The organism is Methylomonas sp. 2BW1-5-20 (genome assembly GCF_052474515.1).
The window spans coordinates 2,212,551-2,232,867 of sequence record NZ_CP184127.1 but is presented as its reverse complement, the minus strand read 5'-3'; the positions used below and the strand labels follow the sequence as shown (position 1 = coordinate 2,232,867).

Here is a 20,317-nt window from a genome sequence, read left to right as displayed (position 1 = left end):
TATGGGCGATTTGAAAAATAGACGTGTGTACTGCTGGTGTCAGATGTTTCATAGTTGAAATGCAGATATTCTGCGCTGCGCAAGAATTGCACAAATCGTCGCTTACTGTCCAGCGAGGCGCCGCTAAAGGTATTTTCCTTGACTATTCGTGTATAACCTAGTTTAATGTGCGGCTCTTGACGCCCAGGTAGCTCAGTCGGTAGAGCAGAGGACTGAAAATCCTCGTGTCGACAGTTCGATTCTGTCCCTGGGCACCATGTTTTCTTTTTCGCTTAGATCGCCGCCCAGGTAGCTCAGTCGGTAGAGCAGAGGACTGAAAATCCTCGTGTCGACAGTTCGATTCTGTCCCTGGGCACCATGCGAACAGCTAATGGCGATAATCAGCCGGTTCGGCTAAAAATTTTCAAGTTCTGTGTTACACAGTGCCGAGCGTTCGATCAATTGTGTCTCCTGGTCTCGAGAGCCAAGTCCGGTACATTGTTCCCGACAAAATTCATATCCGATCCGTCCTTGACGTAATTTTGTTCAGGCGGTTGAAATGGTGTGACTGCCGAAAGCCGGCTTCTGTGATTGCTTCCAGAATACGCGACACTTTGGGCTTGTTATCCGAGGAAGACGGGTTAAGCTGTTTAATGCGTTTCGTTTTCTTAATCCAGATTGTCGAGCTGTCTGGTAATGTTCGTTTACATTTGTAGGGAATTCCGTTACAATTCGGTTTTTATTTTCTGTCGGAAGATGTTCTGGCGGGAAATTTTTCCAGGATCGCGCGGCTTCAAGATTGAAAGTCTGTCTAAGCTGCATTAAATCCTGGACGCTGGCTACCAGCGTGGTTTTAATAAATAAAGCCCCTATTTGGGGTTTTTTGTTTTGTGGGCTTTCGAAAACGTAATGCCCATGGGTTTTTGGTTGTTTATGGAAGAGCCTGCGGCTCTTTTTTTTTGGGTTTGAAAAGGCGAGGCGTTAATGAAACAGGCTCCTGAACATTTGGTGGATTTGATCGAGCCAATTGTGGAAGGTCTTGGCTACGAATGCGTGGGTATCGAATATAACCCGCATCCGACACACGGCATGTTGCGCATCTATATCGACAGTGAAAACGGTATTTTGCTGGACGACTGCACCAAGGTTAGTCATCAGCTTAGCGGTGCGCTGGATGTTGAAGATCCGATCCAGGGGGAATATCAGTTGGAAGTATCCTCGCCCGGCGCGGATAGGCCGTTTTTCAAACTTAGTCAGTTTCAACGCTTTTTGGGTAGTACCGTGCTGGTGAGCCTGTTCAAGCCTATCGATAAGCGTCGCAAAATTACCGGACAGATCAAGGCCGTCGAAGGCGAGACTGTTCTGCTGCAGGATGGTGAACAGCTGTTAAGCGTTCCGTTTCAGGCAATGAGCAAGGCACGTTTGGTGCCGGATTACTTACTCAATAAAGGAGGTCGCAGTGGCAAATAAAGAAATTTTATTAGTAGCAGACGTTTTTGCTAATGAAAAAGAAATAGACAAGGAAATTATCTTTCAGGCCATTGAGTCCGCATTGGAAGCTGCGACTGTCAAGCGTTACGAAAATCCGATCAAGGCTAGGGTGGCCATTAACCGTCAAACCGGCGATTATTTAACTTACCGGCGCTGGCAGGTGGTAGATGCCAATCCGGAAATTAATGGGGACGTCGAGCACCCTGGCTGGCAGATATTGTTGGAAGCGGCGCAAATCGACGATCCCAATATTGAGGTCGGCGATTATGTCGAAGAAGAAATCGAGTCGGTCGATTTTTGCCGGATTGCCGCGCAAACAGCCAAGCAAGTGATCATCCAAAAAGTGCGAGAAGCCGAGCGTAAGAAAATTGTCGAAGCTTATCAAGACCGCGTCGGCGAATTGGTTACCGGCGTAGTGAAACGTTTGGAGAAGGGCAGCGTTTATCTGGATCTGGGCGGTCATGTTGAGGCCTATATTGCTCGCGAAGATATGATTCCGAAAGAGCCGGTGCGGATGGGCGATCGCGTGCGCGGTTACCTGAAAGCCGTGCGTTCCGAACCGCGCGGTCCGCAATTATTTGTTAGCCGCACCGCGCCGGAGTTGTTGATTGCACTGTTCCGTCTGGAAGTGCCGGAAGTCGGCGAAGGTTTGATCGATATTTTGGCCGCGGCCCGTGATCCTGGCTCCAGGGCGAAAATCGCCGTCCGAGCCAATGACCCGCGTTTGGATCCGGTGGGTGCTTGCGTAGGTATGCGCGGGTCCAGGGTGCAGGCTATTTCCAACGAATTGGCCGGTGAACGCGTTGATATTATTCTATGGAATGGTAACGATGCCCAATTCGTCATCAATGCGATGTCGCCGGCGGAAATTCAATCCATCGTGGTGGATGAGGACAAGCACAGCATGGATGTCGCGGTTGCGACCGACAGTTTGTCGCAAGCCATAGGCCGCGGCGGTCAAAACGTGCGTCTGGCCACCGAGCTGACCGGTTGGGAATTGAATATTCAAGATGCCGCGCAAGTGGATAAAAATCACGACGAAGCGGCCGCCAAATCCAAGCAGCAGTTCATGGAGCTGTTGGATGTCGATGAAGAAATTGCCGGTATTTTGGTGGATGTAGGTTTGAATAATATCGAAGAAATCGCTTATATCCCGGTCGATGAAATGTTGGAAATCGAAGGTTTCGACGAGGAGTTGGTGGAAGCTTTGCGCAGCCGCGCTAAAGACGCATTGTTGATCAGTGCGATTGCTTCCGAAGAAAAAATCGAAACCGCGGAGCCGAGCGAGGAGTTGCTCGCTATGGAAGGGATGGACGAAGAATTGGCGCATCAGATGGCGACCAAGGGCATCGTGACCTTGGATGATCTGGCAGAGCAGGCGATAGACGACATTATCGAATTTACCGGTATGACCGAGGAGCGTGCTGGTAAACTAATCATGAAAGCCCGCGAATCTTGGTTCGCAGAGGATAAGGGCTGAGGCAGGAGGATACTATGAGTGATAAAACAGTACAGGAATTGGCAGAGGTTGTTGGCATCCCTTTGGATCGTTTTTTGGAACAATTGAAGGAAGCCGGTTTAACCGCCAGCGCGCCGGACGATGTGATCGATGATGACGAGAAAGTTAAATTACTCGCGCATTTGCGTAAACGTCACGGTAAGTCGGACGCCGATCAGGAAGCCGCCGCACCCAAGCGCATCACCTTGAAGCGCAGTACCAAAACCGAATTAAAACAGTCCACACCGCCGGGTACCGCAGTGAAAACAGTCAGTGTTGAGGTGCGGAAGCAGAAGACTTACATTAAGCGTAGTGACGCGCATGTCAGCGATGAAACGAAGCAGGCCGAGTTAGCCAAGCAAGCCTTGGAAGAGCAAAAACGGCAGCAGGTTATCGAAGAGGAAAAGCGCAAGCATTTGCACGAGCAGAAGCCTGCCCCGGTTGTCCAGGAACAGGCTGTGGCCGGTCAAGATGGCGATAATGCCAGCGAAGCAACGCAATCAATCCCCGCGGAGCTGCCGTCGGCAGCAGTAGTTGTCGAGCAATCGGAAGTCGAAAAGCCGCAAGCGGTTGCGGAAGTTCGGCCGGAAACGGTTGTCAAGGTTGAGGCTCCTGTTGCAGTCCCTGCGCCGGAATTAACCGAAGAACAGCGTTTGGAGAAAGAAAAGAAGGAAAGACTGGAAGCCGCAGTACAAAGAACCGCTGAAAAAGTCAAACAGAAAGCCGAAGCCAAACAACAGCAAACCACGCTGCACAAGAAAAAAGCCGAATTTAAACCTACCCGTGGTCCGGCGACTGACGGTGATATCGGTGGCGGCGGCGATGCAGCGCGGCGCGGCGCCAAAGGCAAAAAAGGCAAAGCGCCTTCCCGTCGCGAGAAGCCGGAATTTGAGATCGATATCAATCAGGCTCGGCATAAATTCGAAAAGCCGGTCGCGCCGACTGTTTACGATGTGACCATTCCCGAGACCATCGTGGTTTCTGATTTGGCGCAAAAGATGAACGTCAAGGCCGCCGAAGTTATCAAGCATTTGATGAAGCTGGGCATCATGTCCACGATCAATCAAACCATCGATCAGGAAACGGCGGTGATCTTGGTCGAGGAAATGGGCCACAAAGCCATCATGCAGAGCGAGGACGACTTCGAACAGGAAATGCTGGCCGAAGTACAAGGCGAAAGCGACGAACGTAAAGTTCAACTGAGAGCGCCTATCGTTACCATCATGGGTCACGTCGACCACGGTAAAACCTCCTTGCTGGATTACATCCGCAAAACTAGGGTGGCTGCCGGCGAAGCGGGCGGGATTACTCAGCATATCGGTGCTTACCAGGTCAAAACCGACCATGGCGCGGTTACCTTCCTGGATACTCCGGGCCATGCGGCGTTTACCGCGATGCGGGCGCGTGGCGCGGAAGTGACCGACATCGTCATCGTAGTAGTTGCGGCCGACGACGGCGTAATGCCGCAAACCAAGGAAGCAATCGATCATGCTCGTGCCGCTAATGTACCCATTATAGTTGCGTTGAATAAAATCGATAAACCGGAAGCGAATCCGGATAGAGTGATGCAGGAATTGGCTACGCTAAATGTGGTGCCGGAAGAGTGGGGCGGAGATGTGCAATTCCTTAAGGTATCGGCCAAGGTTGGTACCGGTATCGACGAATTGATCGAGGCGTTGATCGTACAAGCCGAGATTTTGGAATTGAAAGCGCCGGTCGATGGTATTGCTTCCGGTATTTGTATCGAATCTCGTCTGGATAGAGGCCGCGGTGCGGTAGCCACTATATTGATTCAGAAAGGTACTTTGAGCAAAGGTGAATTTGTCCTTTGCGGGCACGAGTATGGCCGGATTCGGGCGATGTTCGACGAAAATGCACACGCAATCAAATCGGCCGGCCCCAGTATGCCGGTGGAAATTCTCGGTTTGTCCGGTACCCCGGACGCTGGCGATGAATTCCTCGTCGTACAAAACGAACGTGTCGCTCGTGAACTGGCTGCTCACCGGGAAGACCGCAAGCGCTCCAATCGTCACGCCGCGCAGCACGCCTCTAAACTGGATGACGTGTTCTCGCGGATGTCCGCCGGTGAAACTTCCACGCTCAACGTCGTTATCAAAACCGATGTTCAAGGTAGTTTGGAAGCCTTGCGCGAATCCTTGGTCGGCTTGTCTACCGAAGAAGTACAAGTTAAATGCATCTTCGGCGGTGTCGGCGGTATTAACGAAGGCGATGCCAACTTGGCATTGGCGTCCAGCGCGATTCTGATCGGTTTCAATGTCCGTGCCGATGCGGTAGCCCGCAAATTGATCGAAGAAAAAGACATCGATTTGCATTATTACAGCATCATCTACGAAGCGATCGACGAAGTGAAGCGGGCTATCAGTGGTATGTTGGCACCGGAGATCCAGGAAAAAATCGTCGGTCTGGCCGAAGTGCGGGATGTATTCCGTTCGCCGAAATTCGGCGCGGTTGCCGGTTGCATGGTTATCGACGGTTTCGTCAAGCGCAATCTGCCGATCCGAGTTCTGCGCAACAATGTGGTGATTTACGAAGGTCAGCTGGAATCCTTGCGCCGCTTCAAAGACGATGTTAATGAAGTGAAAATGGGCATGGAATGCGGTATCGGCGTGAAAAACTACAACGATGTGCAAAACGGCGATCAGATCGAAGTCTTCGAGCGTATCGAAGTCAGACGGGAAATTTAAGTCATGGCAAGAGAGTTCGGCCGCAGTCAGCGGGTGGCGTCGGAAATGCAGAAAGAGTTGGCGTCGATACTGCAACGTGATGTCGACGACAGCCGCTTGGGTTTTGTCACCATCAACGACGTTGAGTTGTCCAAGGATCTGGCGGTTGCCAAGATTTACGTGACGGTGTTGGATGCCCAGGACGATGCCGCTAAGCGTGCGAATGTGAAGGTATTGAACGAGATATCGCCGTTTATCCGGCATGAGCTGGCCAGACGTATGCGTTTGCGGCATATCTCCGAGTTGCATTTTTACTATGATCATTCCTTCGATACCGGTATGCGCGTTGCCGAATTGCTTGGCGATTTGCATCACGACGAAGCGGCGGAAGCTAGTTCGGCGCCGGAAGCAGGTGCCGATAAACCGCAACAGGACGATTAATGGCAAAACGTAAGTCCGGGCGCGATGTGCATGGCATTGTGCTGCTCGACAAGCGATTAGGCGCATCGTCCAATCAGGCCTTGCAGGAAGTCAGACGGTTGTTCAATGCCAACAAGGCGGGGCATACCGGGGCGCTGGATCCGTTGGCGACCGGTTTGCTACCCTTGTGTTTTGGCGAGGCCACTAAAGTATCGGCGTTAATGCTGGATGACGATAAACGTTATCAGGTGACGATGCAACTGGGTGTAATGACCGACACCGGCGATAGCGAAGGTAAAATTGTTGCCGAAATGCCGGTGCCGTTGCTGGATGACGAACGCTTACAGGCTTGTTTGCAGCATTTCACCGGGCCGATCGAGCAGGTGCCGCCGATGTATTCGGCGCTTAAGCATCAAGGCAAGAAATTGTATGAATTGGCTAGGGAAGGCAAAACCGTCGATAGGCAGCCCAGAGCCATTACAATTTATGAAGTGCAGTTATTGCATGTCGATGTTGGGGCCGGGCAATTGAGTTTGGATGTATTTTGCTCTAAAGGTACTTACATTCGATCGCTGGCGGAAGATATTGGGCATTGGCTAGGCAGTTGCGGTACGGTAACCGCGCTACGCAGAACCAGGGCCGGCATGTTCGGGTTGGATCAGGCTCATACCTTGCAGCACTTGCAGGGCATGGACTTCGCGCAATTGCAGAATACCTTGATCCCGCTGGATATGCCTCTTAAAAATATACCGGACGTGTCCTTATCCTCGGAGCAGGCTGAAAAGATCAAGCAAGGGCAACGCATAGCCTTTAGCGGGGGTATGGCCGGCCAGGTCAGAATATACTCGCCGCAGGCCTTTTTGGGGTTGGGGGAAATCCTAATGGATGGTAAACTAGCGCCGAAAAAACTGTTTCATTTGGATAGCCAATTAACTTGATTATCCAGGAAAATACCGCAAAGTTTCTACACCCTATTGTGGAAATGCGGCTACACGGTCATCACACGATGGCCTTTATTTAATCAAAATTAATCGATAGGGATTAAGAATGTCATTAACCGCAGAACAAAAGAAAGCAGTCGTTGAAGAATACCGTTTGTCGGACAGCGACACTGGCTCAACCGAAGTACAGGTTGCTTTGTTGACCGCCAATATCAACCAATTGACTCCGCATTTCGCTGCTCACAAAAAAGACAATCATTCGCGCCGCGGCTTGTTGCGCATGGTAAACCAACGCCGTAAATTGCTGGATTACCTGAAAAACACAGATGTGGCCCGTTATCGTTCGTTGATCGAACGCTTGGGTATCCGTAAGTAGCACAAAACTGGAAACGGCGCATCGGGCGCCGTTTCTGCTTTAAGGCAAATTTTTAGCATAACCTTTAAACAAAGGAACCTTATAGTGAATCCTATCAGGAAAGAATTTCAGTACGGCGATCGTCTCGTCACCTTATCCACCGGTGAAATTGCCCGCCAAGCCAACGGCGCGGTAATGATCGATGTCGAAGGCACCTCGCTGCTGGTGACAGTGGTCGGTAAAAAAGAAGCTAGCGGTGGCGATTTTTTCCCGCTCACCGTTAACTATCAGGAAAAAGCCTTTGCGGCCGGTAAAATCCCCGGTGGTTTTTTCAAACGCGAAGGCCGTCCCAGCGAAACAGAAACCCTGATTTCCCGCCTGATCGACAGACCGATTCGTCCGCTGTTTCCGGAAGGATTCACCAACGAAGTACAAATCATCGCCACGGTAGTGTCGTTGAACCCGGAAGTGGATACCGAAATTCCAGCCTTGCTGGGTGCTTCCGCCGCGTTGGCCGTATCCGGCTTGCCTTTCAACGGCCCGTTGGGCGCGGCTTGCGTCGGATATAAAGACGGCGCCTATTTATTAAATCCAGACAAACCCGCGCTGAAAGAATCGCAACTGCAATTGGTAGTTGCCGGTACTCAGCATGCGGTATTGATGGTTGAATCCGAAGCGGATTTGTTGTCTGAAGAAGTCATGTTGGGCGCAGTATTGTTCGGTCACGAGCAAATGCAAGTGGCCATCAATGCTATCAATGAATTTGCCGCTGCAGTTGGCACGCCAGCTGTCGCCTGGACGCCAGCGGAAACTAACACCGAATTAAAAGCGGCGGTAGCCGCCGAAGCCGAACAAAGCATCAAAGCGGCTTATCAGGTTGCGGAAAAACTGGTTAGACAAGACACGCTGAGCGCAATCAGAAGCGCGGTAGTTGAAAAACTGACTGCCGATGGCCTGTATAACGAAAAAGACATCCGTAACGTCATCGAACATTTGGAATACGACGTGGTGCGTGGTGCGATTCTTAATGATCGTAAACGTATCGACGGCCGCGATCTGACCACCGTCAGACCGATCACCGTTAGAACCGGTGTGCTGCCCAGAACTCACGGTTCTGCGTTGTTTACCCGCGGCGAAACTCAAGCCTTGGTAGTAGCGACCCTGGGTACTGAACGCGATGCGCAAATCATCGATGCGTTGTCTGGTGAGTACAAAGATCCGTTCATGCTGCATTACAACTTCCCTCCGTATAGTGTCGGTGAAACTGGCTTTGTCGGTTCGCCGAAACGTCGGGAAATCGGTCACGGTCGCTTAGCGAAACGCGGTGTGGCGGCAGTATTGCCTAACATGGCGGAGTTTCCTTACGTGATCCGTGTAGTCTCGGAAATCACCGAGTCCAACGGTTCCAGCTCCATGGCTTCGGTCTGCGGCAGCAGCTTGGCCTTGATGGACGCCGGGGTGCCGATCAAAGCCCCGGTTGCCGGTATTGCGATGGGTCTGATCAAGGAAGGCGATAAATTCGCGGTATTGTCCGACATCCTGGGTGACGAAGATCACTTGGGCGACATGGACTTTAAAGTGGCCGGTTCCGAAAACGGCGTGACTGCGCTGCAAATGGACATCAAGATCGATGGCATCACTGCCGAAATCATGAAAGTCGCGCTGGAACAAGCTAAACAAGGCCGTCTGCACATTTTGGGGGAGATGAACAAAGCCTTGTCCAGCACCCGCTCCGAAATGTCCGACTTCGCGCCGCGCATCATCACTTTCAAAATCGATCCGGCTAAAATCCGCGAAGTGATCGGTAAAGGCGGCGTCACCATTCGCGCCATTACCGAACAAACCGGTGCCAGCATCGATTTGACCGATGACGGCGTGGTTAACGTTGCCTCTGTCGACAGAGCGGCCGGCGAAGAAGCCAGACGCATGATCGAAGAAATCACCGCCGAAGTTGAAGTGGGTAAAACCTACGAAGGTAAAGTCGTGCGTCTGATGGACTTCGGTGCGTTCGTGACCATTTTGCCGGGCAAAGATGGGTTGGTGCATATTTCGCAAATCTCCGACGAGCGTGTGGAAAAAGTCAGCGACAAACTGTCGGAAGGCGATGTGGTAAAAGTCAAAGTGCTGGAAATCGACCGTCAAGGCCGGGTGCGCTTGAGTATGAAAGAAGTCGATAGCGAGTAAAAAGCATAAGACTGCGAAATAGAAAGGGCCGTAAGGCCCTTTTTTATGGACATAGCTCAGGCTAAAGTGGAAAGATAAAATACACAAGCCGAGCCAACCATCAATTGCCCGTTAGCCTTTATTGCCAAAAAATGTCGATCGCAAACTACTTCAATCAAGACTGTAAACAATGCTCACGACTTGCGGAATTTCTCTGCGATGTGAAGAGCAAGTATCCGGTTTATCATGCCCAACCGGTGGCGCCGTTCGGCGATGCCGACGCACGGCTCTTGATCGTCGGATTGGCGCCCGGCATGCATGGCGCTAATGCGACAGGCAGACCGTTTACCGGCGATTATGCGGGTCTGTTGTTGTATCAGGCCTTGTATGATTTCGGTTACAGCAATCAACTGCACTCTACCGATTTGGCCGACGGGTTAAGGCTTAGCAACTGTCGGATAACCAACGCCGTCAAATGTCTGCCGCCGCAAAACAAACCGACCGGTGACGAGATCAAGCAGTGTAATCCTTATCTGGCCGCCGAGATAAAAACGCTGCCGCCGCGCTCGGTTATTTTGGCGTTGGGCAATATCGCTCATCAGGCCGTATTGCGCGCGTACGGTTTAAAAAGCAATGCAGCTAAATTCGCTCATCATGTAAGCTTCGGCTTGCCGGACGGCAATACTTTGGTCAGTTCTTATCATTGCAGTCGCTATAACGTGCAAACCAAGCGCTTGAACATGGAAATGTTATCGGCGGTATTTGCCACCATTCAAACTTTGTTGGCAACATGTGACTGAGATGGAGCAAGTCAGCTTTGACGCCAAAGCGTTTTTAAAGACCTTGACCCAGCGTCCCGGCATATACAAGATGCTGGACGATAAGGGCGAGATTATTTATATCGGCAAGGCCAAAAACCTGAAGAACCGGGTCTCCAGTTATTTCCGGAGTCAGGGCGCGTCGCCCAAGCAACAGGCCATGGTAGCCAAGGTCGCCGGGATAGAAATCACGGTGACACATACGGAAGGCGAAGCGCTACTGCTGGAAAGTCAGCAAATTAAGCGTCACAAACCGCGTTACAACATTAGTTTGCGCGACGATAAATCCTATCCTTACGTTTTTATTTCCAGTTTTCACGAATTTCCGCAACTAGCCTACCATCGCGGCGCGAAGAAGCGGCGCGGCAAATATTTTGGGCCTTATCCCAGTGCCAGTGCGGTGAAGGAAACTTTGAAATTGTTGCAGAAAATTTTTCCGGTGCGCCAATGCGAAGACTCCTATTACAGCGCCCGCTCCAGGCCTTGTTTGCAGCACCAGATAGAGCGTTGTACCGCGCCTTGTGTCGGCTTGGTGTCCAAGGAAGACTATGCCAGCGATGTGGAAAACACAATTTTGTTTTTGGAAGGTCAGGGCGGCTTGTTAATAGACCGTTTGGTCGGCAAGATGGAGGCTGCGGCTGCGCAATTGGAGTTTGAGCAGGCTGCGTTTTATCGGGACCAAATTGGCCGATTGCGTGCCGTGCTGGAAAAGCATTGCGTCGAAGGCGAAAAAGGCGATGTCGATATCTTGGCGTGCGCGGCAAATGTGGGCATGGCCTGCGTGCAGGTGTTTTTTATCCGCAACGGTCAGCATTTGGGCAATCGGCAGTTTTTCCCGAAAGTTGACGATGAAAATCAAGTTGCTGAGATTCTACAAGCGTTTATCGCGCAATATTATCTGGATAAAACGGTGCCGCACGAGTTGATCGTCAGCCATGCGTTGCCCGAATCGGCTTTAGTGGCGGAGGTGCTCGGCCAGCAGGCCAAGCATGCGGTAGCGATAGTTAATAACGTCCGCGGTGAACGGATGAAATGGCTACAAATGGCGATGACCAATGCCGAAAACGCCTTGGGAGCTCGATTAGCCGATAAGCAGGGATTGCAAGGGCGCTTTATTAGTCTGCAGCAAGAGTTGGGTTGTGCCGCCACACCCAGTCGCTTGGAGTGTTTCGATATCAGCCATACCCAGGGAGAGCAGACGGTGGCGTCGTGCGTGGTGTTCGATAGAGAAGGGTCCGTAAAGTCCGACTACCGGCGCTTTAATATCGAAGGCATTACCGCCGGCGACGATTATGCAGCGATATATCAGGCGGTTTCCAGACGATTTAAAAGGCTGAAGCAAGGTGAGCATCAGGCGCCGGATATTCTTTTTATCGATGGGGGTAAAGGTCAAGTGGCGGAAGCTGAAAAGGCTTTGGCTGAATTGGAGATAAACGATGTTATGATAGTCGGCGTCGCCAAGGGGCCTGATCGTAAAGCCGGCATGGAGAAAATCATCCTGGTGGGTAACCAACAGCCATTGGATGTAACACCTGGTGCGTCCGCGTTGTTATTGATTCAACAAATTCGCGATGAAGCGCATCGTTTTGCCATTACCGGGCACCGGCAACGACGCGGTAAGCTTAAAAAGCAGTCGGTATTGGAAGATATTGCCGGGCTGGGGCCGAAAAGAAGACAGGTTTTGCTGAAACAGTTTGGCGGATTACAGGGTGTATCCAGCGCGGGTGTGGATGCTTTAGCCAGCATAGATGGCATTAGCCGACAATTAGCGCAGCGAATTTACGATACATTTCACCACCAAGATGGCCATTAGATTCACCATTCCGACCTATTTAACTTTATTACGCATCGCCCTGATACCGTTGTTGGCGATTGTGTTTTATTTGCCGTGGCATTATGCCAATGTTGCCTGCACCGCCATTTTTTTGATCGCCGGTTTTACCGATTGGTTGGACGGTTATCTGGCGAGGAAGATGAATATGCAAACGGCATTCGGAGCGTTTCTGGATCCGGTGGCCGATAAATTAATGGTTGCTTTTGTCTTGGTATTGGTAGTGCAAGCGCAGGGTAATCCATATTTGGCTATTCCCTCCGCAATCATTATCGGCCGGGAAATCGCAATCGCCTCGTTAAGGGAATGGATGGCGGAGATCGGTCAGCGCGCCAAGGTCAAGGTGTCGCAATTGGGGAAATGGAAAACCACGGCGCAGATGACAGCTGTCAGCTTGTTGCTTTATCGGGACGATTTATTAGGCCTACCTATCAATGTTATGGGTTACTGGTTGTTATACTTGTCGGCGATATTGACCTTGTGGTCTATGGTTAATTATCTTATCGCGGCGTTCTCCACCATCAACGAATAATAAAAGCAGTATCGATACTGCCACAACAGAGAGTAAACAGCAGGTAAAGCTGTATATAAGAGCATGGAACAAGAATTAGAACTAGAAAATACAGAGATCAAAACCGTCAGTCAGGATGAAGTGTTGCAGGCAGCGTTAAAACTATTTGCGAAGAAAGGGTATTTCAATACTTCATTAACTGATATTAAAGAAGCCGCGGGTATAACAACCGGTAACGGCATTAACCAATTTTTCAAAACCAAGCAAGCGATAGCACAAACGCTGCATGAGAATATTCTGGATAGTCTGAGTATCTCCATTGACGATATTCGCCGCAGGAATCGAAAAGCGGCAGAGCAGTTGCGAGAAATCGTCGACTTGCTATTCAAATTAACCGATGACGCCCCGGAAATTGTCCAGTTTTTACTTTTTGTCAAAAGTGAGGAGTTTTTGGCGGAACCCAAGCCGCTATTGGAAAGTGCGGCGTTTATTAAAATAAAGCGGATTTTTCAAAACGGTGTCAAAGACGGTGAAATGAAAGCTATAGATCCATTATTGGCCTACACTTATTTCTTCGGCATCATCAACCACACGTTAGGCATGGTGTTGGGCGGCAATTTGCCAAAAACGGCGGAAAGCTATCAGGCTCAAGCCTGGTTGACGGCATGGGGCTGTATCGTCAAAAAATAATTTAGTGTCATTAATACTCAAAGCTGGGCAGAGGAGGAGTTACTAGATGTTAGATAACATTAAAATCGGCATGATTGGGCTTGGTTACGTGGGATTGCCGTTAGCTGTCGAGTTTGGTCGTAAATATCCAACCGTGGGTTTCGATATCAATCAGCATCGGATCCAAGAGTTGCGTTCGGGTCGGGACCATACCCTGGAGGTGAGCGAAGAAGAGCTCGCCGATGCCAAGTTGTTGACTTATAGTGCGGATTTGCAGGATATTGCCGATTGTTCGGTTTATATAGTGACGGTGCCCACGCCGATCAACGAGCACAAGCAACCGGATTTGACACCCTTACAAAAGGCCAGCGAATTACTGGGCAAGGTAATTAAAGCCGGTGACATCGTCATTTACGAATCGACCGTATACCCCGGTGCCACGGAAGAAGTTTGCGTACCCATTCTGGAAAAAGTATCCAGTTTGGCATTTAACCGGGATTTCTACGTCGGTTATAGTCCGGAACGAATAAATCCTGGCGACAAGCAGCACCGGGTTACCAATATTCTGAAAGTGACCTCGGGTTCAACGCCGGAAATAGCGGAAAAAATCGACGCATTGTATAAAAGCATTATCACTGCCGGTACGCATAAGGCAAGCAGTATCAAGGTTGCCGAAGCCGCTAAAGTGATCGAAAACACCCAGCGCGATGTCAATATAGCGTTGATCAACGAACTAGCCTTAATTTTTAATAAGTTGGGTATCGACACCGAAGAAGTGTTGTTGGCCGCAGGCACTAAATGGAATTTTTTGCCGTTTCGGCCGGGTTTGGTTGGCGGACATTGTATAGGTGTCGACCCTTACTATCTGACGCACAAAGCCCAAGCCATAGGCTACAACCCGGAAGTCATCCTTTCCGGCCGCCGAATTAACGATGGTATGGGAGTGTATGTTGTATCACAGTTAGTAAAGCTAATGCTGAAAAAGCGCGTGCATGTGCAAGAAGCCAATGTACTGATCATGGGACTGACCTTCAAAGAAAATTGTCCGGATATACGAAATACCCGGGTGGTGGATATTGTTGCGGAGTTGAAAACCTATGGTGTAAATGTCGAGGTTTACGATCCTTGGGTCAACCCTCAGGACGCGGAACATGAATACGGTATTTCGCCGGTCGAGAAACCAGTCCCAGGCAAATACGACGCGATTATTCTGGCTGTCGCCCATGACCAATTCAAAAAAATGCCAATTTCGGAAATCAGGGCTTTGGGCACGCCGCAGACCATCGTTTACGACCTAAAATACTTGTTCCCTACTGATCAAACCGACGCAAGGCTTTAAGAATGAAGATCATGGTGACCGGTACTGCCGGGTTTATAGGTAATCATCTGGCACTGAGACTATTGGAGCGCGGTGATGAAGTCATTGGCGTCGATAATCTGAACGACTATTACGATGTTAACCTGAAATTAAGTCGGTTAGATCGGATCAAGGATTTTACCGGTTATACCGATGTCAGGCTGGATATTGCCGATAGAGCCGGCATGGATGAACTGTTCAAAAAACATCAGCCGCAAAAAGTGGTTAATCTGGCCGCTCAGGCCGGTGTACGTTACTCCATCGAGAATCCGCATGCCTATATTGATAGTAACATCGTCGGTTTTATCAATATATTGGAAGGTTGCCGGCATAATCGGGTGGAGCATTTGGTGTATGCCTCCAGTAGTTCGGTATACGGTGCGAACGAATCGATGCCGTTTTCCGTGCATGACAATGTCGATCATCCGCTTAGTCTGTATGCGGCATCCAAAAAAGCCAATGAACTGATGGCGCATACCTATAGCAATCTCTACCAACTACCTACGACGGGTTTGCGCTTTTTTACCGTCTATGGTCCTTGGGGACGCCCCGACATGGCTTTGTTTTTGTTCACCAAGGCTATTTTGAACGGCGAGAAAATTAATGTATTCAATTTCGGCAAACATCGGCGTGATTTCACTTACATAGACGATATTGTCGAAGGTGTGATTCGCACGCTGGACCATAATGCTTTGCCCAATCCTGAGTGGAGCGGCGCGAGTCCCGATCCTGGCACTAGTAGAGCGCCTTGGCGAGTCTATAACATCGGCAATCAAAGCCCGGTGGAATTGATGTCTTATATCGAAACCTTGGAACGCTTTCTCGGCAAAACCGCGGAGAAAGTATTGCTGCCGCTACAACCGGGCGATGTGCCGGATACGTTTGCCGATGTAGAGGCGCTGGTTGCCGATGTTGGTTACAAACCTAATACTACTATAGAGCAGGGTATAGAACGGTTTGTTACTTGGTATCTCGATTATTATCGTTAAGTAGCTTTTTCAGGTTGCGTAATATAGGGTTTAATTCTTAAATCGCGCAACCTGGAAATCCGTGTTATACAATTCAAATACATGAATTGTTTACCGTAAATAATGGGTCGCTTTTCAGAAAGTCATCCAATACGGCTTTAAGATTTGTAAATATATCGGGATGTAAATCTATTACATCTTGATACGGGTCTTGTTCTAAATCATATAGCTGGTAAACGGGTTCGGTATAAGTGGCTATATAAATTAGTTTCCACTTTTCGTTTTGCACAGAGCGGCTTTTTGCACGAATAACGGTAGGGTAGTGTTTTTCATTGACTACTAACGTACCCGTTTTTTCATCCGGAATATCCAATAATTCGACAATATTAGGATAAAGAATTTGCTCTGGATGTAATCCCGGGACTTTTCCTAACCAAATTCCCGTTTCCTGAAAGGCAAAAAGCTCTGGCGATTTCAGTGCATTAACATAAGGCATCAAATTAACGCCATCCAAGTTTGTTGGGATTGGAATATTCAATAAATTCAACAAGGTCGGCATTACATCGATTGAGCGGGTGACGGGCTCGAAATTTATACCTTTAGGCACTCCAGGACCTTTGATTACCAGAGGTATTCTGCCGCTGGGGTCGTCTCCAACCAAGGTATTGCCTTGGCCCCAGCATCCGGTCTCAAAAAAGTCTGCGCCATGATCGCTATATATAATTATGATGGTGTTATCAGACAGACCCGATTTATCAATATAATCGACTATTTTTCCAACTTCATCATCGAATTGTTTGACGCAGCTGTCGTATAAATTAATGATTTGTTGTACATCAAAAAACTCTGCGCCTCGTTCTTGTTTGTTGACAATTTCTTCCGCGGAAGCCAGTCGGGTCATGATAAATCTGGACTCGCCTTTGTAATTTTTCGGGGTGAATAGATTGTAATAAGGGTATTCCGAATTGAAAGGAACGTGCGTGGACGAAGTAAATAGATTAATAAAAAAAGGTTGCGAATTTTTCGCTGAACGTGCGATCGCTTGACGGCATTCGCGGCCTAAACTACGGGTTAAAGGTACGCCGGCCAGATAATAAAATTCGGGTAAAAAGCGTTTTCCCAAAGGATTATTTGTGAATAAAGACAGGACGTTTCGAATTAAGGAAGGGCCTTGCCGCAATAACAGCTTTATATTCCATTGATCTTCCGCTACGGAAGTTTCCTGAAAGTTGAAACTTAACTTTGCGAAATCCGCGCCGCACCAATCTGATATCGCTGCGGTGAGGTAACCGTGATCGTTCAAGATGTCCACTAAAGAAGCTTGCGGTAGTTTACAGTCTACGTCCGCAGGATAATTGTCCCGAACTTTATGGTTATGAGGCCATAGTCCGGTGAATAAAGATGCCACGCTGGGAGCTGTCCTGGCGAGAGGTGTAATACATTTTTTTAGGCGCAACCCGTTGGCGGATAATTTATCAATATTAGGGGTCAGATTTCTATGATAGGTCCCTCCGCCTATTCGGTCATGGCGTAATGTATCCGAGCCTATCATTATTACATTGGGTTGTGCCTGAGATGGCGAGTGCACGGCGGCCGGCTCAGTGCTGATTGCTGAATAATAAATAAAGGCGTATAGAAAGGCGACCGTTAATATGTAAAAAGTGAACAGGGTATTGTTTTCTTGAGCGGCAAAAAATAGAGCAATCACCGATGTGGCAAGAAATAGTAGGGCTAATAAGTATTTTATGCCGCTTATTAGTCCCGGTGAAAGTACTTTCCATAAAACAAACAATCTGGAAAATCGATACTGAAAAGATAGCTGAATAGTGCCTGGAGTATACAGTAATTGATATAAAAAAAAGTAAGAAGTGATAGCGGTTGTCGATAGAAAACCACCAAGTAAGCCGGATATAAAGTTAAATTCAATCGACGGCGCCAGCTTTGATAAAGAATATGCAGCAATAGTGCCGGATAAAGAGGTCAGGAAAAATATTACAAACAGCCATAATGCAAGTCTGGATAATGCGAAAGCTACATAATAGCCAAATTTTTTTTCTATTTCTTTTTGGATGCCTGGGCCGGTCCGAGAGTAGTTGTGTAATGTAAGTAGTATTAATGTAATAGTACAAAGCAGTGCGGTAATGGATGGGCAGTAGAGGGATAATAGTATTTTTTCCATCTCTATTTATTGTATTAGGTTAGGGCGATAGTTGATCAAATAGCGAGCTTTCGATTTTTTTGGGTTTTCTGATCAGCTATTTTCGCTTTTTCTGAAAACTCTTCCAGTGCGAATTTTTTTATTAATACCGATATAAATATTAAATGATATAGCAAGTCCCAATAGGATAAGCCGAGAAAAGCTGTACCAACCATATAGCAAACTATCGATGTTCTGACCATTAAGCTGTAATGATTAACCCACTCCATGCCTTCAATGCGCTTTGCTTGTCTGGATAGAATGGTTAAATTAAAAACGCTGCCCAATATCATGGAAATCCAAAGGCCGAATGCAATAAAGCCGTGTTCCGCTAGCATTTCGACATAAGAGCTATGCCAGTCGCGCATGGTGACGTGTATCCAGCCATCGAATCCCGCGCCGGTAAAGGGATGGCTCAGGGCATAGTTCCAGCCATCGGTCCAAGCCTCGATTCGGGACATTGCGGAAAGATCTTCTTCGTAAGTTTCAAGGGTATGCATTCGTCCGAACCATTCGTCGGGTAAATAAGGTATGACGAAAAACGTACCGATAATGACTAAAGGAATCATCATGTATTTGCGCTTACTGTTTGAAATCAATGTAAAGGTTAGCGCAATCATGGTCAGCAAAGCGCCGCGAGACCACGACGATAAGGATGCGGCGTAAATAACTGGAATGGATAATAATATTCCCTTTCTTAACCAATTTTTTTGAACTTCTTTTTCCCAGATTAAGATAAGGGGGATGGCAATAAGCATGGCTACAGCGAATAAATTGTTATCCTCGAATTGGGTATTTGGCGGTCCATAAACACGATGGCTAAATCCGGTCAAAATTGCAAAAATACCGCCTTTAACAGCGACAACGCCAATGGATGCGCCTATTGTGGAAATTAAATAATAAAGTTTTTCCCTAGTGTTTATGAGAACCCAGGTAAAATAAAAAGGTAAGAATATTTTACAAATTAACCAGAATTTACTTAAAGATATATCAAACAATGGCGCTTGGGTTGTGGTAAATGCAAAATAAAACCAAAGCATGATAAAGGTGGTTATACGCCAGTCCTTGGGAATGGGTTGTTTGTCTTTTGTCCACATGGTGCCAAATGCCACTACTAAAAACAATACGTAATAAACCGGCAGGGAGCGTACGAATCCCCACGCATAGGCATGGGGATTCAAGTAGCTGAATACGGCTAACGACAATACGCCCCACCACGGTTTTTTTATCGCGGCAACTATGCAGGCTAACAAAAATATAAAGACAACTATGTCGCGCAAGGAGTTTTTTAGGTATGTTGAATCAAGAAAATAAGCTTTTTATATCGATTTAGCCGGCTTAGCTTTCAGATGACTTTTTTTTCCACCGCAAAAAACAGCCGGAAATTTGTCCTAAAGAATAACTAATATTCATAGCCTGTCGCAGACTATTTTTCAGTGAGCAGGCCAGTAATAACCACTGCCATATTTGTCTGATAAGTTGTGCGACTAAGAATGGCGGTATGCCGAGGTGAGTACGATTATATGCAGGAAAGTCATTAATTGCCCCACGGAAACCGGCAAGAAAATGTACCTTGATGAAATAGTGTCGCTGGAGCCGCCAAGGTTCCACCGCATGAAGTATTGCCATGTCCGGGCGATAACGGATCCTGCGCTTTTGTTGAAGCAGAAGATTAAACATCATTAAATCTTCGCCGCCGCCTATGGTCTTACCTTTGCGATCGTATCTTCGATCGAAACGCAATGTCGGGTCTCTGCGGAACAAGTCCATATCGTAGGCAATGTTACCTGCCCAGACGGGTGTTGTGTTGTCTTCTATCCAAAAGGCGCAGTCTCCATGATCCAAGGCACCAAGAAATCCCAGTAATTCGTCGTCGAGCCATCGTGGCCGATTTTGGTTGGAAAAATCTATATCAATACGCCCACCCACGCATTCGGCGCCTTCGTTAATGACGGCATCCACTGTAGCATTTAATAGCCCGGGAAGTGGTAATTCGTCATCGTCAACAAAAACTAGAATGTCCGAATTGAGAGCTTCTTGGATGGCTCGATTGCGTGCCGCGACAATCCCCTGCGTGGGTTCATGCACCCAATGCAATTCGGGGCCAGCTAGCTGAGTGAGTTGATTTAATATGTCACTTGTGGAGTCGCTACTGTTGTTGTCGATTGCAAGAATTTTGAACGGAATCGGGCACGATTGAGCGCGCATGCAAGCTACCAGTTTCTCCAATCGTTCCACACGGTTAAAAGTGCAAAACGCGAATGTCAGGATCTTGTCAGTTTTTTCCGGGCTCATTTGCGGTATTAAGGGTCGGGTGTAATGAAGTGTTGTGCGCCACAAAACACGTTTTTTGACCGGGAGGATTGGGTCGATGCCAAGGCTATGGAAAGCGAAATGATTTTAGTCAACAGAATCCCTGGAGATTTGCTCATCGT

At 48.4% G+C, this 20,317-nt stretch carries 16 protein-coding genes and 2 tRNA genes; 15 read left to right on the top strand and 3 right to left on the bottom strand.

Annotation, left to right across the window (positions count from 1 at the left end):
* Positions 1-181: 181 nt before the first annotated feature.
* The 15 genes from ACH50O_RS10090 (at position 182) to ACH50O_RS10020 (ending at position 15,706) form a co-directional block, all read left to right on the top strand.
* Positions 182-257 (top strand) — tRNA-Phe (locus tag ACH50O_RS10090).
* A gap of 25 nt (positions 258-282) precedes the next feature.
* Positions 283-358, top strand: a tRNA-Phe gene (locus ACH50O_RS10085).
* A 605-nt stretch (positions 359-963) separates the two neighbouring features.
* Positions 964-1,449: a ribosome maturation factor RimP gene (gene rimP / locus ACH50O_RS10080; RefSeq protein ID WP_446811888.1), complete on the top strand. Its 486-nt coding sequence runs from the start codon at positions 964-966 to the stop codon at positions 1,447-1,449.
* On the top strand, positions 1,439-2,950 hold the full coding sequence (nusA, locus tag ACH50O_RS10075) for a transcription termination factor NusA (RefSeq protein ID WP_446811887.1): 1,512 nt from the start codon (positions 1,439-1,441) through the stop codon (positions 2,948-2,950). Before rimP ends, nusA begins: the two co-directional genes overlap by 11 nt.
* Positions 2,951-2,964: 14 nt before the next feature.
* Positions 2,965-5,673 carry a translation initiation factor IF-2 gene (infB, locus tag ACH50O_RS10070; protein ID WP_446811886.1) on the top strand — a complete coding sequence of 903 codons (2,709 nt, stop codon included), beginning with the start codon at positions 2,965-2,967 and terminating at the stop codon, positions 5,671-5,673.
* A 3-nt stretch (positions 5,674-5,676) separates the two neighbouring features.
* A complete protein-coding gene (gene rbfA, locus ACH50O_RS10065; protein WP_446811885.1) occupies positions 5,677-6,093 on the top strand; it encodes a 30S ribosome-binding factor RbfA in 417 nt (138 codons plus the stop codon).
* Positions 6,093-7,010 carry a tRNA pseudouridine(55) synthase TruB gene (gene truB, locus ACH50O_RS10060; protein WP_446811884.1) on the top strand — a complete coding sequence of 306 codons (918 nt, stop codon included), beginning with the start codon at positions 6,093-6,095 and terminating at the stop codon, positions 7,008-7,010. The genes rbfA and truB overlap by 1 nt, the downstream gene beginning before the upstream one ends.
* 109 nt (positions 7,011-7,119) lie before the next feature.
* On the top strand, positions 7,120-7,389 hold the full coding sequence (rpsO, locus tag ACH50O_RS10055) for a 30S ribosomal protein S15 (protein ID WP_446811883.1): 270 nt from the start codon (positions 7,120-7,122) through the stop codon (positions 7,387-7,389).
* Positions 7,390-7,473: 84 nt separating this feature from the next.
* Positions 7,474-9,552, top strand: coding sequence for a polyribonucleotide nucleotidyltransferase (gene pnp, locus ACH50O_RS10050; protein WP_446811882.1), 2,079 nt, complete (start codon positions 7,474-7,476; stop codon positions 9,550-9,552).
* Between the two features lie 131 nt (positions 9,553-9,683).
* On the top strand, positions 9,684-10,331 hold the full coding sequence (locus ACH50O_RS10045; RefSeq protein WP_446811881.1) for a uracil-DNA glycosylase: 648 nt from the start codon (positions 9,684-9,686) through the stop codon (positions 10,329-10,331).
* Between the two features lies 1 nt (position 10,332).
* Complete coding sequence (gene uvrC, locus ACH50O_RS10040) at positions 10,333-12,162, top strand: excinuclease ABC subunit UvrC (RefSeq protein ID WP_446811880.1); 1,830 nt, start codon at positions 10,333-10,335, stop codon at positions 12,160-12,162.
* Complete coding sequence (pgsA, locus tag ACH50O_RS10035; protein ID WP_446811879.1) at positions 12,152-12,712, top strand: CDP-diacylglycerol--glycerol-3-phosphate 3-phosphatidyltransferase; 561 nt, start codon at positions 12,152-12,154, stop codon at positions 12,710-12,712. Before uvrC ends, pgsA begins: the two co-directional genes overlap by 11 nt.
* A gap of 63 nt (positions 12,713-12,775) precedes the next feature.
* A complete protein-coding gene (locus ACH50O_RS10030) occupies positions 12,776-13,381 on the top strand; it encodes a TetR/AcrR family transcriptional regulator (RefSeq protein ID WP_446811878.1) in 606 nt (201 codons plus the stop codon).
* A gap of 46 nt (positions 13,382-13,427) precedes the next feature.
* Positions 13,428-14,699 carry a Vi polysaccharide biosynthesis UDP-N-acetylglucosamine C-6 dehydrogenase TviB gene (gene tviB / locus ACH50O_RS10025; RefSeq protein WP_446811877.1) on the top strand — a complete coding sequence of 424 codons (1,272 nt, stop codon included), beginning with the start codon at positions 13,428-13,430 and terminating at the stop codon, positions 14,697-14,699.
* Positions 14,700-14,701: 2 nt separating this feature from the next.
* Complete coding sequence (locus ACH50O_RS10020) at positions 14,702-15,706, top strand: NAD-dependent epimerase (RefSeq protein ID WP_446811876.1); 1,005 nt, start codon at positions 14,702-14,704, stop codon at positions 15,704-15,706.
* 73 nt (positions 15,707-15,779) lie between these two features.
* Here the strand turns inward: ACH50O_RS10020 and ACH50O_RS10015 are convergent, their stop codons facing one another.
* The 3 genes from ACH50O_RS10015 to ACH50O_RS10005 are packed head-to-tail and all read right to left on the bottom strand — an operon-like array spanning position 15,780 to position 20,177.
* Positions 15,780-17,864 carry a sulfatase family protein gene (locus tag ACH50O_RS10015; protein WP_446811875.1) on the bottom strand — a complete coding sequence of 695 codons (2,085 nt, stop codon included), beginning with the start codon at positions 17,862-17,864 and terminating at the stop codon, positions 15,780-15,782.
* Between the two features lie 35 nt (positions 17,865-17,899).
* On the bottom strand, positions 17,900-19,162 hold the full coding sequence (locus ACH50O_RS10010) for a putative O-glycosylation ligase, exosortase A system-associated (RefSeq protein WP_446811874.1): 1,263 nt from the start codon (positions 19,160-19,162) through the stop codon (positions 17,900-17,902).
* 58 nt (positions 19,163-19,220) lie between these two features.
* Positions 19,221-20,177 (bottom strand): glycosyltransferase, encoded by a 957-nt coding sequence (locus ACH50O_RS10005; RefSeq protein WP_446811873.1) that lies wholly within the window; start codon positions 20,175-20,177, stop codon positions 19,221-19,223.
* Positions 20,178-20,317 lie beyond the last annotated feature (140 nt).

What these genes read in the sequence shown, in the direction of transcription:
- rimP (WP_446811888.1), top strand. Translation starts at nt 964, where the DNA reads ATGAAACAGGCTCCTGAACATTTGGTGGATTTGATCGAGCCAATTGTG.
- infB (WP_446811886.1), top strand. Translation starts at nt 2,965, where the DNA reads ATGAGTGATAAAACAGTACAGGAATTGGCAGAGGTTGTTGGCATCCCT.
- rbfA (WP_446811885.1), top strand. Translation starts at nt 5,677, where the DNA reads ATGGCAAGAGAGTTCGGCCGCAGTCAGCGGGTGGCGTCGGAAATGCAG.
- truB (WP_446811884.1), top strand. Translation starts at nt 6,093, where the DNA reads ATGGCAAAACGTAAGTCCGGGCGCGATGTGCATGGCATTGTGCTGCTC.
- rpsO (WP_446811883.1), top strand. Translation starts at nt 7,120, where the DNA reads ATGTCATTAACCGCAGAACAAAAGAAAGCAGTCGTTGAAGAATACCGT.
- ACH50O_RS10045 (WP_446811881.1), top strand. Translation starts at nt 9,684, where the DNA reads ATGTCGATCGCAAACTACTTCAATCAAGACTGTAAACAATGCTCACGA.
- uvrC (WP_446811880.1), top strand. Translation starts at nt 10,333, where the DNA reads ATGGAGCAAGTCAGCTTTGACGCCAAAGCGTTTTTAAAGACCTTGACC.
- pgsA (WP_446811879.1), top strand. Translation starts at nt 12,152, where the DNA reads ATGGCCATTAGATTCACCATTCCGACCTATTTAACTTTATTACGCATC.
- ACH50O_RS10030 (WP_446811878.1), top strand. Translation starts at nt 12,776, where the DNA reads ATGGAACAAGAATTAGAACTAGAAAATACAGAGATCAAAACCGTCAGT.
- tviB (WP_446811877.1), top strand. Translation starts at nt 13,428, where the DNA reads ATGTTAGATAACATTAAAATCGGCATGATTGGGCTTGGTTACGTGGGA.
- ACH50O_RS10020 (WP_446811876.1), top strand. Translation starts at nt 14,702, where the DNA reads ATGAAGATCATGGTGACCGGTACTGCCGGGTTTATAGGTAATCATCTG.
- ACH50O_RS10015 (WP_446811875.1), bottom strand. Translation starts at nt 17,864, where the DNA reads ATGGAAAAAATACTATTATCCCTCTACTGCCCATCCATTACCGCACTG.
- ACH50O_RS10005 (WP_446811873.1), bottom strand. Translation starts at nt 20,177, where the DNA reads ATGAGCCCGGAAAAAACTGACAAGATCCTGACATTCGCGTTTTGCACT.